A 15936-nucleotide genomic window follows, 5' to 3' on the forward strand; every position below is an offset into this window, starting at 1 on the left:
ACCCGCCGAACAACTTGCCGTCAGAACAATAACCACAGAGATCGCAGTCGTGGAAAACATCAAGCCATTCAATAGCTTCGCCGAGTTCTATCCGTATTACCTCAGCGAACACGCCAACAGTACCTGCCGCCGATTGCATTTTATCGGCACCACGCTGGTGATTTTCATTCTGGCCATGACCCTCGCCAAGGGCGCCTGGCTACTGTTACTGGCCCTACCGCTGGCCGGTTACAGCTTTGCCTGGGTCGGGCACTTCTTCTTTGAGAAGAACCGTCCGGCGACTTTCCAGCATCCGCTGTACAGCCTGCTCGGCGATTTCGTCATGTACCGCGACATGATCCTCGGCCGCGTGGCGTTCTGAAACCCGACACACCTGGAGGCTTGCCGATGAACGCCAATGCCCGCTTCACCCACATGCAGGATGGTACGCCGGAAGACTGGGCGATCATCGCCGCCGACTTCAGCGCCTACGCCCGGCAATTGCCGTCGCGGATCGTCGCGCACCTGAAGTTGCTGGAAGGTGATTTCGGCGGCTTCCCGGTGGATCGCCTGACCCACTCGCTGCAAACCGCGACCCGCGCCTATCGCGATGGCCGTGACGAGGAGTACGTGGTCTGTGCGCTGCTGCATGACATCGGCGACACCCTCGGCTCCTACAATCACCCGGACATCGCGGCGGCGATTCTCAAACCGTTCGTCAGCGCCGAAAATCTGTGGATGGTCGAGAAGCACGGAATCTTTCAGGGTTACTACTTCTTCCATCACCTGGGCATGGATCGGCACCTGCGCGAGCAATTCGCCGCGCATCCGCAGTACCAGGCGACGGCGGAATTCTGCGCCAGGTACGATGCGGCGGCGTTCGACCCGGCCTATGAAACCCTGCCGCTGAGCTTCTTCGAGCCGATGCTGGAACGGCTGTTTGCGCAGCCGAAGCATTCGATCTACAAGGCGGCGATGGAAGAACACGCCCCCGCCTGATGTTGTCTGTACCGGCCTCATCGCTGGCAAGCCAGCTCCCACAGGTATTGCGAGCGCCCCCGATCACTGTGGGAGCTGGCTTGCCAGCGATGAGGCCCTTTTGTATAGCCGAGAAATCAGGCGAGTTCAGCGACCTTGGCCGCCTTGAGCTGCGCCTCCCGTGCCTGGGCATCTGCCAGGCGATACAACTCGATCGTGCCATCCCAATGCTCGATCAACGCCGTGCACGACTCCACCCAGTCGCCGCAATTGAGGTAGTCCACCTCGCCGACCTTGCGGATCTCGGCATGGTGAATATGCCCGCAGACCACGCCGTGCAATTCGCGTTTCACACATTCGTGGGCGATCGCTTCTTCGAAGTCGCTGATGAAGCTCACCGCCGTCTTCACCTTGTGTTTCAGGTACGCCGACAACGACCAGTAGCCGTAGCCATAACGGGCACGCCAGTGATTGAGCCAGCGGTTGAGGGTCAGGGTGAATTCGTAGGCCGAGTCGCCGAGAAAGGCCAGCCAGCGGTGATAGCGGGTGATCACGTCAAATTGATCGCCATGGATCACCAGCAAGTGCCGGCCATCCGCCGTGACGTGCACCGCCTCGTCGACCAACTGGATGTTGCCGAGGATCAGCTTCGAATAACGGCGCAGGAATTCGTCGTGGTTGCCGGTGACGTAGATCACCTCGGTGCCGCGCTTGCTCATGGTCAGCAGGCGGCGGATCACGTTGGTGTGCGCCTGTGGCCAGTACATGCCACCGCGCAGCTTCCAGCCGTCGATGATGTCTCCGACCAGGTAGATCTTGTCGGCGTGGTAGCCCTTGAGAAATTGCGACAAGTGCTCGGCCTGGCAGTCCCGTGTGCCCAGATGCACATCGGAAATCCACAAGGTGCGCACCCGTTGTTTACGGCTGGGTCTGGCGAGCTCGGCGCTGGTCATGGGCAACCCTCTGCGATGTTTTCGCCACTGTGCACGCGCCTAGTGAATCGACCATGACAGACAGGCGTCAGTCGTGTGACAGCGCGCAAGCCCGTTGCCCCGGTGTAGACTGGCGCTCACTTCGGAGACCTCTGCCATGCGCCCGATCCTGACTCTGCGCCAATACACCCACGACCTGATCGTCCACAGCCACGACCACGCGCAACTGGTGTTCGGTCTGTCCGGCGCGCTGGATTTCGAAGTCGAGGGTCAGGGCAGCCAGGTGCGTCAGCAGAGTTTCGTGGTCGTCCCCGGCGGCGCGCATCATGCCTGCGGCAGTCCCGATGGCAGCCGTTGTCTGGTACTGGACGTGCCCGACGGGCCATGGCTGAACGATTCGCTGGGCGAGCACGCCGACGCCAGTCAGCGCTTGCTCGACCAGCCTGCGCGGTTGTCCCTTGATGCCGGGCAAAGCCAATTGGTCAATTGGCTGGCGAACAGCCCGGTCACGGATCCGCTGATCGCCCAGCAAGGCGCGGTGTTGCTGCTCGCCAGCCTGAATCACGGCAGACCTGCCGAACACTCGGCGCGGCGTCTGCCCTACGCGGCGCTGGATGCGCACATCGAACAATACGCCGCCTACCCGCTGCAAGTGGCCGATCTGGCGCAGATCGCCGGATTGTCCAGCGCCCGCCTGCACGCACGGTTCATGGCGGAATGCGGGCAGACGCCGATGGACTACATTCGCAGCCGGCGGCTGCACAAGGCGGTTTGCCTGCTGCGCGACACGGCGCTGCCCATCGGCGAAATCGCCTGCCGGGTCGGCTACAGTTCGCAAAGTGCGTTCGCGGCGGCAGTATTGCGGGAGTTTGGCGCGTCCCCGGGCCAATTGCGCCGCGATTCCTGCGACAAAAAACGCTAGTTCGCCGACAGACTTCTGCGCCGCAACACGTTTCAATGTTTGCCCATGCTCCCTGTAGGAGCTGCCGAAGGCTGCGATCTTTTGACTTTGACTTTTCACGATCAAAAGCAAGATCAAAAGATCGCAGACTGCGGCAGCTCCTGCATTTGAAACCGTGTTCGGATTAAGGATTGCAATGACTCCGCGTACTGCCCTCGGCGCCCTGCATATCGGCGCTCTGATGTTCGGCCTGACCGGTGTGTTCGGCAAACTCGCGGCCGCCTCACCGGCGGTTATCGTCTTCGGACGTGCGGCGTTTGCCGTGCTCGCCCTGGCCTTTTTCGCCCGCTTCGCCAGCCAGCACGGCTGGCAGAAACTGCAGGCGGTCGACTGGCGCCGCCTGGCACTCAGCGGCGTGTTGCTGGCCGGGCACTGGGTGAGTTTTTTCATCGCAGTGAAAGTCGCCGGGGTGGCGATTGCGACCTTGGGCTTCGCGAGTTTCCCGGCGTTCACGGTGATTCTTGAAGGGCTGATTTTCCGCGAACGCATCCGCGCCAATGAGATCGTGCTGGTGGTGCTGGTCAGCGTGGGTCTTGTGCTTGTAACTCCGGCGTTCGATCTGGCCAGCGGCGCCACCACCGGATTGCTCTGGGCGGTGCTGTCGGGCTTGCTGTTCGCCCTGCTGTCGCTGACCAACCGCGCCAGCTCCGGGCGTATCCCGGCGGTGCAGGCGGCGCTGTGTCAAAACGTGGTGGTGGCGCTGTGTCTGCTGCCGGTCGCGGCCCCGCAACTGAGCGAAGTACGCGCGATGGACTGGCTGTGGATCGGCCTGCTCGGGGTGTTCTGCACCGGCGTTGCGCACAGCCTGTTTGTCGCCAGCCTCGCGGTGATCAAGGCGCGCACCGCCGCCGTGGTGTTCGCCATGGAGCCGGTCTACGGCATCACCGTCGCCTGGCTGCTGTTCGATGAAAACCCGAGCGTGCGCATGCTGATCGGCGGCGCGCTGATCATCGTCGCCATCGTGGTCTCGGCGCGAATGTCAGGCAGCGCCGACAAGAAAACCGTCGCCGCCGAAGCTGCGTCTCACTGAGTGCGGTCGCTGTGGCCGAGGTCGCGCTCAGGGTCGATCTGATCGCGGACTCGCTGCTTGAGCACCTTGGCCTCGGGAAAGCCGCCATCGGCCTTGCGCTCCCAGATCTGCACATCGTCGCAGCTGATGTGAAATACCCCGCCGGTGCCGGGCACCAGAGACACCTTGCCGAGGTCGTCGCCGAAAGTGCTGAGCAGTTCCTGCGCCAGCCACGCGGCGCGCAGCAGCCACTGGCATTGGGTGCAATACGTGATGACGATTTCCGGTTTTGCAGCAGACATGTTCGCTGAAACTCCTGAGACAGGGGGCGCCGCTATAATAGCCGGCTTTATCGCTTGCCCCGAGACTCACCATGCGCCGTTTGCTGTTCTGCCTGCTGCTTGGCTTGCTGCCGTTGTTTGTAAATGCCACCGAAGCCCCCCGCCCGAAAGTCGGCCTGGTGCTGTCCGGCGGTGCTGCCCGTGGTCTGGCGCACATTGGCGTGCTCAAGGCCCTTGAGGAGCAAGGCATCAAAATCGATGCAATTGCCGGCACCAGCATGGGCGCGGTGGTCGGTGGCCTGTATGCCTCGGGCTACAAGATCGATGAGCTGGAAAAACTCGCGTTGAACATCGACTGGCAACAGGCGCTGTCCGACGCCCCGCCCCGGGAAGACGTGCCGTTTCGCCGCAAACAGGACGACCGCGACTTTCTGGTGAAACAGCAACTGAGTTTTCGTGATGACGGCAGCCTCGGCCTGCCGCTGGGGGTGATTCAGGGCCAGAACCTGGCGCTGATGCTGGAAAGCCTGCTGGCGCATACCAGCGACACCCGCGACTTCGACAAGCTGCCAATCCCGTTCCGCGCGGTCGCCACCGACATCGCCAACGGCGAAAAAGTGGTGTTCCGCAAAGGTCACTTGCCGCAGGTGATCCGCGCCAGCATGTCGATCCCGGCGGTGTTCGCCCCGGTCGAACTGGACGGCCGGCTGCTGGTGGACGGCGGCATGACCGATAACATCCCGCTCGACGTCGCGCGGGAAATGGGCGTCGACGTGGCAATCGTGGTCGACATCGGCACGCCACTGCGCAACCGCAAGCAACTCGCCACCGTGGTTGATGTGCTGAACCAGTCGATCACCCTGATGACCCGGCGCAACTCCGAAGAACAGCTGGCCGCCCTCAAACCCGGCGACGTGCTGATCCAGCCAGCGCTGGCGGCGTTCGGCGTCACCGACTTCGGCAAGGCCCAGGAGATGATCGATGCCGGTTACCGCGCCACGCGGATTCTCGACGCCCGCCTCGCTCAGCTCAAACCTCACGAATCTCAAGACGCCGAACTCAATGCGGCCCGCGCCCCGGGCCAGCGCACGCCGATCATTACCGCGATCAAGGTCGAGAACAATTCGAAAGTCGGTGACGACGTGATCCGCTACTACATCCGCCAGCCCATCGGTGAGCCATTGGATCTGGGTCGACTGCATTCGGACATGGGCACGCTGTACGGCCTCGATTACTTCGAACAGGTGCAGTACCGCGTGGTGCACAAAGGCCAGGATCACACGCTGGTGATCAGCGCCCGAGGCAAACGCAGCGGTACCGATTACCTGCGGGTCGGCCTGAACTTGTCGGACGACATGCGCGGCGCCAGCGCTTTCAACCTCGGCGCCAGCTATCGGATCAACGGCATCAACCGTCTCGGCGCGGAATGGCTGACCCGGGCGCAGATCGGCGACAAACAGGAGCTGTACACCGAGTTCTATCAACCGCTGGATGTCGGCTCGCGCTACTTCATCGCGCCCTCTCTGGTGTTCCAGGCGCAGAACGTCGACGCCGTGCTCGACAACGATCCGATCGCCCAATACCGGGTCGAACGCTACGGTATGGCCCTGAATGTCGGACGGCAGATCGGCAACAACGGCGAAGTGCGTTTCGGCGTCGGCGAAGCCTGGGGCAAGGCCGACGTGCGCATTGGAGATCAGGACCTGCCGAGCGAACACTTCAACGAGGGCTTCTACTCGCTGAAGTATTCGTTCGACTCGCTGGACAACGTTTACTACCCCCACGACGGCAAAGACATCAGCCTGACCTTGCTGCAATTCGAACCAAGCCTGGGTTCGGACACCCGTTACCGCCAGTGGGAGTTCAAGCTGGACAAGGCCATGAGTCGCGGTCCGGATACGCTGATTCTCGGTGGACGCTATGGACGTACGCTGGATGACACCAACGTGGTGACCTCAAGCTTCCTGCTTGGCGGCGCACGGCAGTTGTCGGGTTTTCGCGAGGACTCGATCTCCGGGCAAAACGTCAGCCTGATGCGCGCGGTGTATTACCGCCGGTTGACCCCGCGTTCGTACCTGCCACTGGACTTCCCGTTGTATGCCGGCGCCTCGCTGGAACGCGGCCGGGCGTGGAACAACGACAACGAATTCGACAGTGGCTACATCAATGCCGCCAGTGTGTTCATCGGTTTCGATACGCCGTTGGGACCGTTGAATTTCACCTATGGCTTGAATGATGCGAATGAACAGGCGGTTTATCTGAATCTGGGGCAGACGTTCTGATCATTCAGGTGGATTGATGTTGCCAGCCCTGAGGCCTTCGCGAGCAAGCTCGCTCCCACAATGGAGCGCATTCCAACTGTGGGAGCGAGCTTGCTCGCGAAGGTGAAAGTCCAGTCACTGCACAATTGCGGTGACTCAACATCAGCGAATACCCGCGAGTAACGTCCGCGCCGTTTGCTTGAGAGGCTCGTCCCCTTCCTTGAGCAACTCATTGAGCAGCGCAATGGCGCTGTCGATATCCCCGTCATCAATACAGGTTTGCGCCTGTTCAAGCTTCACCGAAGCGACAGCAGGTTCCGGCTCCTGCGGTGTCAGTGGCTCCAGCGCCAGTGATGGCGGCGGGTCACCAAATTCATTGAGAAAGTCATCATCCAGTGGCTGCGCGTCGGGTTCGGGAATCCACTCCAGCTCCGCCTCGTCACTCGCGGCGACCTCGGGCAACTCGAAGTCCACCGGCAGCACTTCAAGGCTTGAGTCCGACGCGGGGGCGCCCGCGGATGGCTGATCTGCGGCCGTCCGACTGTCTTCAAGATCCCAACTTGAAGCCATCGACAGCTCCCCCAGGTTCAATTCGAAATCGTCCTCAGGCGCCGGTGGTGCTGGCGCAATCGGTGCTGCAGCGATGACAGGCAACACCGGTGTGATCGCTGCAACACGGGTGAGCTTTGGATGACGCGCCCGGATCGCCTCCAGTTGCAGAGGATCGACTCCTGCCCCGCGCAATTGGTTTTCCTGTTGCTCAAAAGCGGCACTGTCGCCCTGACGCCCCAACACTTCAAGCAATTGCACGCCCAGATCGGTGCGTTCCGGCTCTTTGTCCAAGGCATCGCGCAACAGCCCGACGGCCTCGTTCAGGCGTCCGTAGGCCAGGTAAATTCCCACCGCCTCCAGCACATCTCCCGCCGCCGGCTCTTCACGATGCTCGGGTGTTGCACCGAGGCCTATCGAGGGCGCAGTGGATCTGTCGTCCAGATCCGGCTCGTGACCGGTCGGGGCAAGCGCCAGCGGCGCTGCATTTTCGGCCAGTTGCCGGCGACGGCGCACGACCAGCCCCCCCACCAGCAAGCCCAACAACAGCAGCAAGCCGCCGAACAGCGGCCAGTTGAGATCATTGTCCTCGACTGGCAGCGCGGCGGGTGCTGGCGCTGGGGTTGGCGGCGTAATCACCGGTGCCGGAGGCTTTTGCAATTCAGTCAAACGCGTTTGCAGATCACTGACCTGTTTTTTACCGTCGGCAATCTGCACATCCTGCGCCTGCAGTTTGACGTTGAGTTCGTCCACCGTCTTTTGCAGTTGCTGATTGAGCAATACGCTGGTCGCCAATTGCTCCGCGAGGGCATCGCTGGCGGGCGAAGCCGCCGCTGGAGATGTCGGCGCCGAGGACGGTGCATCGCGTTTGCCCTGGGCTGCCTGAGGCGCCGCGGTGGCAGGCTCGACGGCGGGAAATTCAGAGGATTGCGGATGGGGATCGGGTTCATCCGTGGCCGGTACGATACTGGGCGATCCAGGCGGATCGATCAGCACCGTATACTCGCGCAGCAGGCGGCCATTGGGCTGATCGAGCTGCAGCAGAAAATTCAGAAAGGGTTCCTTGACCGGCTTGCGCGAGGTTACCCGGATCATCTGACGATTGCCATGCAGGATCGGGGTGAACTTGAGGTCATTGAGGAAGAACACCCGTTCCACCCCGGCCCGGCCGAATTCATCTGCCGAAGCCAGGCTGGCCGAGAGATCGCTGGCACTCAAGCCAGCGGCATCCACCAGCGCAATGTCGGCCTTGAATGGCTGATTGAGACCCGAGTGAACCGTGATGTCTCCCAGGCCCAGTGCCATCGACCAGGCCGAATAGCTGAAAACGCCAGCGACCAGCAGCCATTTGGCGCCACTGCGCAGTACCACGTGCCGACTTGCGTGCATGAGCATCCCTTAGATAAGCAAAACCGGTTTCTATGCGTTCGCACATCCGGTACGAACACGATATTGCCCAGTAGTTCTTATAGTCTGCTCAGCGCGATCTCTCAAAAAACCGGCACGCGGTTATGCCTCAAGATTTTTCCAGGTTGCCCAGAATGTGCCCGTGAACCCGCATGCACACCTTCAAATCCGCCTCGTCGACGCCTTCGAACAATTCGTGGCGCAGTTGCGTGGCAATGGTTTCGATTTGTTCGATCAGCGGCAGCGCAGGTGCGCAGAGCACGATTTTTTTCGCCCGGCGGTCTTCCATCACCGACTGGCGTTGCACCAGGCCCTGGCTTTCCAGACTGTCGAGCAAACGCGCGAGGGTCGGCCCCTCGACGCCGACACTTTGCGCCAGCTCGCGTTGGGTCGGCGCCTCTTCGAAACGCGCCAGATGCAGCAGCACCAGCCAGCGCGCCTGGGACAATCCCAGCCCCGCCAGTCGGCGATCCAGTTCGGCGCGCCAGCCACGGGACATCTGGGCCAATTGCATGCCAAAGCGGTGTTGATCGGTTAACGGCATAAAACACTCATGAGTAGACTGACAAATAGAGAAAAACTAATTATTAGTCAGCTAAGCATGACATTTGGCTATAGGCAAGAGCCGACCTGTACTGAATCGTTACAACTGCCTGACGGTTGGCGCAAACGCCCTCTTACATTTCAAACTCAGATTGCAACGCAGCCCTGACGCAGTAAAGAACGCCTTCCGGAACCCGACCGGCGAACAGCTCGGCCACTTCGGCGACCGACGGCAACTCGCCTTCGCCGTCGAGGAACGCATCCTGCACCTCGCCCATCAGTTCTTCAGGCAGGTCGAGCGCCTGCTCCAGCGACAATTGCTGCTTGCCAATGGCCTCGGCGAGCATGGTGTAGACGTTCTTTTCCGAGCACTGCAACTGCCCGGCGATCTGCATCGGGGTCATGCCGGCGCGGGCCAGGGTGATCAGTTCGTGGCGCACGTCGGCCACCGCTTTCGGCGCTTCGGCTTCGCCGCCAAGCACTTCGAGGAAGGCCTCGCCGTAACGCTCCAGCTTGCGCGCACCCACGCCGCTGACCCGCGCCATGTCGGCCAGCGAGGTTGGCTGGCTGCGAAGCATTTCCAGCAGCGTCGAGTCGGGGAAGATGACGTACGGTGGCACACCATGCTCTTCGGCGAGTTTGCGCCGCAGCGCACGCAGGGCTTCCCACTGTTCGCGCTCTTCGCCGCGCACCAGTTGGCTGGCCGGGCTCTTGCTGGCGGTCTTGGCGGTGACCTGCGGCTTGAGGTCGCGGCGCAGTTCCAGCGTCACCTCGCCCTTGAGCAATGGCCGACAGGTGTCGCTCAGGCGCAAACCGCCATAGCCCTCGTGATCGACGTCGGCCAGACCACGCGCCACCAACTGACGAAACAGCGAGCGCCATTCGCTTTCGCTCAGCGCCTTGCCGACGCCATACACCGACAGATGCTGATGACCGAAGCTGCGGACCTTTTCGTTATCCTTGCCCAGCAACACGTCCACCAGATGGCCGACGCCATAGCGCTGGCCGGTGCGATAGATCGCCGACAGCGCCTGACGCGCCGGCTCGGTGGCGTCCCAGGTCTGCACGCCGTCGACGCAGTTGTCGCAGTGGCCGCACGGCTCGGGCATGTCTTCGTCGAAATAGGCCAGCAACGTCTGCCGGCGGCAGCGGGTTTCTTCGCAGAGCGAAAGCATGGCGTCGAGCTTGTGCTGCTCCAGGCGCTTGTGGCGCTCGTCGCCTTCGGAGTTCTGCAGCATCTGCTTGAGCATCACCACATCTTGCAGACCGTAGGCCATCCACGCATCCGCCGGCAGGCCATCACGACCGCCGCGCCCGGTTTCCTGATAGTAGGCCTCAAGGGATTTGGGCAGGTCGAGGTGCGCGACGAAGCGCACGTTGGGCTTGTCGATGCCCATGCCGAACGCCACGGTGGCGACCATGATCAGGCCCTCCTCGTTGAGGAAGCGTTTCTGGTGGTAGGCGCGCAAATCGTTGGGCAGACCGGCGTGATACGGCAGCGCCGGGAAGCCCTGCTCGGTGAGGAACGCGGCGACTTCCTCGACCTTTTTGCGCGACAGGCAGTAGACGATGCCGGCATCGCTGCGGCGCTCGGCAAGGAACGCCAGCAACTGCTTGCGCGGCTGCTCCTTGGGCACGATGCGGTAGAAGATGTTCGGCCGGTCGAAACTCGACAGAAAGCGCTCGGCGTTCTGCAGGTGCAGGCGGGTGACGATTTCTTCGCGGGTGCGCTTGTCGGCCGTGGCGGTCAGGGCGATGCGCGGCACATCGGGGAACATTTCCGCCAACTGGCCCAGTTGCAGGTATTCCGGGCGGAAGTCATGACCCCATTGCGATACGCAATGCGCCTCGTCGATGGCAAACAGCGCAATGTTCAGCCCTTGCAGGAACGACAGCATGCGCGGCTGTACCAGACGTTCCGGCGCCAGATAGAGCATCTTCACTTCGCCACGCTTGATTCGCGCCGCCAGATCGCGCTGCTGTTCGGCGCTCAGCGTGGAGTTCAGTGCAGCAGCGGCCACGCCCAGCTCTTCGAGGGTGGCGACCTGATCGTCCATCAGGGCGATCAACGGCGACACCACCACCGCCAGGCCTTCGCGCAGCAGCGCCGGTACCTGGAAGCACAGGGATTTGCCGCCACCGGTAGGCATCAGCACCAGCGCATCACCGCCGCTGGCCACGCGCTCAATGATCGCACCCTGGCGGCCACGGAAACTGTCGTAGCCGAAGATGTCCTTGAGGACGCGTTGAGCCTGTTCGAGCATAAAAACTCCAAAAATCTACCGAAACATCCCTGCACAGGCTGGTTCAGGACAGCCAGGGCTGCTTAAACAAAACGTAAGAGCGCATTGCAATGACAGCCGCGCGACAAGCAGGGAGCGCAAAACGCGGCAGTATACCCGAGCCCTTCCCGACGAGGGGTGCCGCTGAGTAGAGTCATTCCTGCACCCCTCTGCAGGAGCTGCCGAAGGCTGCGATCCTTTGATCTTGATCTTGATCTTGAAAAACAAAATCAAAGGATCGCAGCCTTCGGCAGCTCCTACAGGGATCCTCGGTGGATCTGCGGGCCGTGGCGGGGCAAATCTGCCATGCGGCTGGCTTGAGCGCGCAAGAAGGCCTAGAATTCCCGCATTGTTTATTCCCCAAGGTAGCCCCGTAATGTCCTTCGCTGAGCAACTGACCCGCCTGCAAGTCTTCCTCGACGCCGACGAGCTGCACGAAGAGGCGCTGGATTACGTGGCCGCCCACGGTTACCTGACCGCCCTGTCGATCTGTGCAGAAGATGTACCGGAGCGTGAGTGGATCGACGCCCTGTTCGCCGAAGAGCCGCATTACAGCAGCGACGCGCAGCGCGAAGAGATCGAAGCCACGCTGATCGGCCTCAAGGCACACATCGCCCGCCAACTGGCGTCCGACGAAGAATTCGAGCTGCCGTGCGATCTGGATCTGGGCGACGAGCCGGACGACTCCGAACTGCGCGGCTGGTGCATCGGTTTCATGGAAGGTGTGTTCCTGCGCGAAGCGGCCTGGTTCGAAACCGCTGAAGAAGAAGTCAGCGAAATGCTCCTGCCGATCATGGTCGGTTCGGGTCTGTTCGACGAGCAGCCAGAGTTCGAAGACATCGCCAAGGACGCCAACCTGATGGACGACATGATCGTGCAGATCCCGGAAGCCCTGACCGCGCTGTATCTGCTGTGCCAGGCCCCGGACGAAAAACCGGCGATCCTCAAGCCACGCCATCACTAAGATCCGGCCTATGGACAACCCCATAGGCAACCGCCCCCTGATGTTGCGCTACTTGCTGCTGGCCATCGGCTGGATCAGCGTGGTATTGGGGGTGATCGGGATTTTCCTGCCCGTGCTGCCCACCACTCCCTTCCTTCTGCTCGCAGCGGCCTGCTTCGCGCGCAGCTCTCCACGTTTCTATCAATGGCTGGTCGAGCATCCAAAGCTTGGGCCATGGATCCGCGACTACCTCGATGGCAATGGCATTCCGCTCAAGGGCAAGGTCTACGCGATCGGCCTGATGTGGCCGAGCATTCTGTTCTCGTGCTATCTGGTGCCACTGCCATGGGCGCGGGGGTTCATGCTGACCAGTGCGGTGCTGGTGACGGTCTATATCCTGCGGCAGAAAACCCTGCACAAACCTTGATTCCCACTGTAGGAGCTGCCGAAGGCTGCGATCTTTTGATCTTGTTGTTTAAAAATCAAAGATCGCAGCCTTCGGCAGCTTCTACAGGGGGACGACGTTCGCGCAGGATTTTGTTGTTTAGCCCGAAGCTCTGTGACCGCTCGTCTTAAACCTGCCCGCACCTGTCAGGTCTGACAGTAGGCAGCCGCCTCCACCTGATGTGAGATGAGTCAGGTCCGTCTGGACAGACTTCTTTCACTCAAGGTACGCGCCATGGATATCCAGTCATCAACTCTGAATCAGTTATTCGTGTTGTACCCGTTGATCATCCAAGGCTCGATAACACCGGTCAAACCCGATGGCATCGCTGACGTGGGAGTGTCCAGAGCGCTTGTAACCGCCGATCCAAGTGGGCTTGAAGTATTGATTGACCCTTGGGTCGAACTGCAAATGCTTGCCTCGACCAAGGCCGCCCATGATCGAGTCGACGTCTACGTTGACGGCGAAAAAACCCCCGCGGGCAAGACCATTGCTCCAGGTGAAGAAAATCAACGCCTCTCGCTGTACATACCATCCGATTTTTTCAACCAAGGGGTCAATACGGTTAACTACGTCGTCACGCGCGTGGGTGGGAATGTTGAAGAATCAAGAAAATTAATCGTGCTGTACAACCTGCGTCCTTCGACGAGTCTGGTATTGACGATTCCACCCGACGTCGTCACCCATGGCGTGAGTGCCGATCGGGCTGCGCAGGGCGTTGTGTTCACGTTCACTTACACTAACCGCCGGTCATTTGATCGTATCGAGTTTAAGTTGGGCGATACCATTTTCAGATTCAACGTCCCGGATGCCCCGGCTCCGATCACCCTGACGCTGTTCACGGCAGACTTCGAAAAGGCAGGCGACGGCCCCGATGCGGTCGCCGAGTTCTACGTCATCGATCAGTTGGGCAATCGCGCACGATCTTCTGAACAAATCATAGACATACACCTCAGCCGCCTTGATCTGCGCGCCCCGACCGTCATCGGTCAGTCCGGCAACAACTTCAGCCCGACCCAGCCGCAAATCCGCGTGATGATCCCCACAGGCTTGTTGCCCAGCGACTTGGTTTTCGTGAATTGGACCGGTTCGACAGCCGCCGCAGACGGCTCCTACACCAGCCCGCAACGACTGGTCAGTGCCGGCCTGGAATTTGCGGTGCCGCGCTCAGTGCTGGCCTTCTCCCTGAACAGCCCCATCACCGTGGACTACACCGTTACCCGCAACGGCGTATCCACCACATCACCGCCGCTGAAACTGAACATTCTTCCGCTACCCGCATCGGCCCTGATCCCTCCAAAAATCATCGACGCCGACGCAAACAACGTACTCGACGTCAACGCACTCGGCACTAAAGACGCGACCATCCACGGCTTGCTCTGGACGCTGATCGAAGCCGGGCAGCAAGTGTGGCTGTGGCTGGAAGGCAAGAAAGCCGATGGCAGCGCGCACAACCTGACGATCTGGAATGGCGGCGGCAATTACGTCAACGCGACGTGGCTGAACCAAGGGTTCTGGCCACGGACATTCGCCAACAGCTTCCTCAAGCAACTTGGCCACAATACCCCCCTGACCCTCCACTTCCTGGTAGCACTGGATAAGAGCAACATCAAAGACAACGCGGTGGTGTTTCCACTTCGCACCTACACCATCCGATCGGTCGCCCTGGTGGCACCGACGATCACTTCGGTGAAGGACTTGAGCCGCTGGGAAATTCCCGACAACGGCTACACCGTGCATAAGGAAGTGACCGTCAGCGGCACGGCGCCCGCCGGTCAGGAGGTGGAGGTTTTCGTCGGCAGCCTTGCCAAAGGCAAGGCCAAGGCCGTAACGAACGGCGCATGGAGCCTCCCGCTCACCGGCCTCACGCAGGACGTGCCGCTCAGCATCAAAGCCGTCGGCCAATATGCAACCAATCCGTCATCGAACGTGAGAAAACTCACCGTCGTGTACGGCCAAAGACCGGCCATTACCGCCGCGCATGACGCCAGCGGCGTTGTGATTGCCAATGGCGGCACGACCTCCGATACCAGCGTCACACTGTCGGGCACGGCCAATGCATTTCTTGAAGTCGAAATCTTCGATGGCACCACGTCCAAAGGCAAGGTCAAGGCAGACGGCAGTGGTAAATGGAGATTCACACTCACGGGTCTGACCCGAGCCAGTCACGGATTCACGGCAAAAGCGCTGTACGGGTCGAGTACTGTTTCGCCAGTGTGGACGGTGATCGTAGGGCAGGAGGTGGCGCCGACGATTACTTCGGTAAAAGGCACGATCAATACCAGCGAGATTGCCAACGGTGCGTCTACCTATGAGAAAAAAATCGTCTTGACCGGTGCAGCGAGCCCCAATGCGTTGGTCGAGATTTACGACGGCAGTGTCCGCAAGGGACAGATCAAGGTGAACGCTTCGGGAGTGTGGACGCAGACAGTTTCCGAACTCATCGCCGGCCTGCACAGTTTCACCGTAAAAGCCGTGTATGGCTCGGGCGCCGTTTCGGCGCAGAGGAAACTGACGGTGCAAGTCGTGCTTTCGGAGAACTTCGATAGTTATCCATCCCGAACCATAACGGCTGGCGGACAGATTACTTTGCCCAGCATGACAATTGCATTTTCCGGAGGAAGTGGAAGCCTCGGGATCACCGCTCTTTCGAGTATCAAGCCAACTCACGGAGGACCATTCAGCGCCATAGCCAACAGAAGTTCGGGGCAGATTCTTGAAATGCACGTGGACGCTTCGGGTACCTCGCAAGACATGCGCATAAACTTCAACTGGGGTTATTCCGCTGTCAGTTGCTATTGCAGGTTCGCCCAGTTCAGCGACATTTCAGTCTATTTTTACAACCAGACAAATCAGCAAATACAGCATGAATATCTTTTGAACCAGGCCGAGCCGCAATTGGTGTCATGCACGTCCAGTGAAAACAACATCTGGAGCATGCGGATCGTCACAAAAAGAATGGACCTGATCGCCTTTGACTTTTTCACCATGCAGCGACGGTAAAGATGGAGTGCGACCACGGGAGCAAGACGACTACCGCTCCTTGCCACTCGTCCAGAATGTTCACGGGTGGACAATCTGGCGGTGCAATTGCCCGATATCCAGGCTGTGATGTTTCAAACAGAAAAAACCCGCCGTCCCGATCAACCGGGGCGGCGGGTTTTGTCGTTTCAGACCCTGATCACACCGTGTCCACCTTCAGCGAATGATCATTGAGCATGCCGCTGATGATCGTCGCCGTGTCGTGCCCACCCGCAACCACCCCGCCCGCCCCCGGTGTCACGCCGTAGTGGCTGGCAAGGTTGACGCCGGCCAGGTCGATGGTCTGGTTCGGCGTGGCGCCAGCCAGGGCGCTGACATCGATGC

14 protein-coding genes are annotated in these 15936 nt (G+C 60.6%); 8 read left to right on the top strand and 6 right to left on the bottom strand.

Translation table 11 applies throughout. The features are described 5' to 3' along the window. Positions 1-49 precede the first annotated feature (49 nt). The gene (locus tag L6D63_RS19970) at positions 50-361 is read left to right on the top strand and encodes an Mpo1-like protein (protein WP_047292440.1); all 312 of its coding nucleotides are present in this window, start codon (positions 50-52) and stop codon (positions 359-361) included. A gap of 26 nt (positions 362-387) precedes the next feature. After that, complete coding sequence (locus tag L6D63_RS19975) at positions 388-978, top strand: HD domain-containing protein (protein WP_047292438.1); 591 nt, start codon at positions 388-390, stop codon at positions 976-978. Between the two features lie 116 nt (positions 979-1094). Here the strand turns inward: L6D63_RS19975 and L6D63_RS19980 are convergent, their stop codons facing one another. After that, a complete protein-coding gene (locus tag L6D63_RS19980) occupies positions 1095-1910 on the bottom strand; it encodes a UDP-2,3-diacylglucosamine diphosphatase (protein WP_047292436.1) in 816 nt (271 codons plus the stop codon). Between the two features lie 136 nt (positions 1911-2046). Between L6D63_RS19980 and L6D63_RS19985 the strand changes: the two genes are divergently transcribed. Then, the gene (locus L6D63_RS19985; protein WP_047292432.1) at positions 2047-2811 is read left to right on the top strand and encodes a helix-turn-helix transcriptional regulator; all 765 of its coding nucleotides are present in this window, start codon (positions 2047-2049) and stop codon (positions 2809-2811) included. 175 nt (positions 2812-2986) lie between these two features. Further along, positions 2987-3880 (top strand): DMT family transporter, encoded by an 894-nt coding sequence (locus tag L6D63_RS19990; RefSeq protein WP_121184286.1) that lies wholly within the window; start codon positions 2987-2989, stop codon positions 3878-3880. Here L6D63_RS19990 and L6D63_RS19995 read toward each other — a convergent pair. Then, positions 3874-4161 carry an Rdx family protein gene (locus L6D63_RS19995; RefSeq protein WP_095667206.1) on the bottom strand — a complete coding sequence of 96 codons (288 nt, stop codon included), beginning with the start codon at positions 4159-4161 and terminating at the stop codon, positions 3874-3876. The genes L6D63_RS19990 and L6D63_RS19995 overlap by 7 nt on opposite strands. Positions 4162-4232: 71 nt before the next feature. On the opposite strand from L6D63_RS19995, the gene L6D63_RS20000 reads away from it, so the two are divergent. Continuing rightward, positions 4233-6422, top strand: coding sequence for a patatin-like phospholipase family protein (locus tag L6D63_RS20000; RefSeq protein ID WP_095667207.1), 2190 nt, complete (start codon positions 4233-4235; stop codon positions 6420-6422). Between the two features lie 141 nt (positions 6423-6563). On the opposite strand, the gene L6D63_RS20005 is transcribed toward L6D63_RS20000, so the two are convergent. The 3 genes from L6D63_RS20005 to recQ form a co-directional block, all read right to left on the bottom strand. Further along, a complete protein-coding gene (locus L6D63_RS20005; RefSeq protein ID WP_131669974.1) occupies positions 6564-8339 on the bottom strand; it encodes a motility hub landmark protein FimV in 1776 nt (591 codons plus the stop codon). A 127-nt stretch (positions 8340-8466) separates the two neighbouring features. Next, positions 8467-8901 carry a MarR family transcriptional regulator gene (locus tag L6D63_RS20010; RefSeq protein ID WP_016984207.1) on the bottom strand — a complete coding sequence of 145 codons (435 nt, stop codon included), beginning with the start codon at positions 8899-8901 and terminating at the stop codon, positions 8467-8469. A gap of 133 nt (positions 8902-9034) precedes the next feature. Next, positions 9035-11164: a DNA helicase RecQ gene (recQ, locus tag L6D63_RS20015; protein WP_047292421.1), complete on the bottom strand. Its 2130-nt coding sequence runs from the start codon at positions 11162-11164 to the stop codon at positions 9035-9037. A 394-nt stretch (positions 11165-11558) separates the two neighbouring features. On the opposite strand from recQ, the gene L6D63_RS20020 reads away from it, so the two are divergent. The 3 genes from L6D63_RS20020 to L6D63_RS20030 all read left to right on the top strand — a co-directional run bounded on the left by L6D63_RS20020 (position 11559) and on the right by L6D63_RS20030 (position 15573). After that, positions 11559-12146 (top strand): UPF0149 family protein, encoded by a 588-nt coding sequence (locus L6D63_RS20020; protein ID WP_025110580.1) that lies wholly within the window; start codon positions 11559-11561, stop codon positions 12144-12146. Positions 12147-12156: 10 nt separating this feature from the next. Next, positions 12157-12552, top strand: coding sequence for a YbaN family protein (locus L6D63_RS20025; RefSeq protein ID WP_047292418.1), 396 nt, complete (start codon positions 12157-12159; stop codon positions 12550-12552). 252 nt (positions 12553-12804) lie between these two features. Next, positions 12805-15573: a hypothetical protein gene (locus L6D63_RS20030; RefSeq protein ID WP_131669973.1), complete on the top strand. Its 2769-nt coding sequence runs from the start codon at positions 12805-12807 to the stop codon at positions 15571-15573. 178 nt (positions 15574-15751) lie between these two features. Here L6D63_RS20030 and L6D63_RS20035 read toward each other — a convergent pair. After that, the coding region (locus L6D63_RS20035; protein ID WP_236170376.1) for a hypothetical protein at positions 15752-15936 on the bottom strand (185 nt) is incomplete at its 5' end.

This window comes from Pseudomonas parakoreensis (assembly GCF_021602155.1).
Classification (GTDB): domain Bacteria; phylum Pseudomonadota; class Gammaproteobacteria; order Pseudomonadales; family Pseudomonadaceae; genus Aquipseudomonas; species Aquipseudomonas parakoreensis.

Excerpts from the sequence above, each read along its gene's own strand:
- L6D63_RS19975 (WP_047292438.1), top strand. The coding sequence starts at position 388 with ATGAACGCCAATGCCCGCTTCACCCACATGCAGGATGGTACGCCGGAA.
- L6D63_RS19980 (WP_047292436.1), bottom strand. The coding sequence starts at position 1,910 with ATGACCAGCGCCGAGCTCGCCAGACCCAGCCGTAAACAACGGGTGCGC.
- L6D63_RS19985 (WP_047292432.1), top strand. The coding sequence starts at position 2,047 with ATGCGCCCGATCCTGACTCTGCGCCAATACACCCACGACCTGATCGTC.
- L6D63_RS19990 (WP_121184286.1), top strand. The coding sequence starts at position 2,987 with ATGACTCCGCGTACTGCCCTCGGCGCCCTGCATATCGGCGCTCTGATG.
- L6D63_RS19995 (WP_095667206.1), bottom strand. The coding sequence starts at position 4,161 with ATGTCTGCTGCAAAACCGGAAATCGTCATCACGTATTGCACCCAATGC.
- L6D63_RS20000 (WP_095667207.1), top strand. The coding sequence starts at position 4,233 with ATGCGCCGTTTGCTGTTCTGCCTGCTGCTTGGCTTGCTGCCGTTGTTT.
- L6D63_RS20005 (WP_131669974.1), bottom strand. The coding sequence starts at position 8,339 with ATGCACGCAAGTCGGCACGTGGTACTGCGCAGTGGCGCCAAATGGCTG.
- L6D63_RS20010 (WP_016984207.1), bottom strand. The coding sequence starts at position 8,901 with ATGCCGTTAACCGATCAACACCGCTTTGGCATGCAATTGGCCCAGATG.
- recQ (WP_047292421.1), bottom strand. The coding sequence starts at position 11,164 with ATGCTCGAACAGGCTCAACGCGTCCTCAAGGACATCTTCGGCTACGAC.
- L6D63_RS20020 (WP_025110580.1), top strand. The coding sequence starts at position 11,559 with ATGTCCTTCGCTGAGCAACTGACCCGCCTGCAAGTCTTCCTCGACGCC.
- L6D63_RS20025 (WP_047292418.1), top strand. The coding sequence starts at position 12,157 with ATGGACAACCCCATAGGCAACCGCCCCCTGATGTTGCGCTACTTGCTG.
- L6D63_RS20030 (WP_131669973.1), top strand. The coding sequence starts at position 12,805 with ATGGATATCCAGTCATCAACTCTGAATCAGTTATTCGTGTTGTACCCG.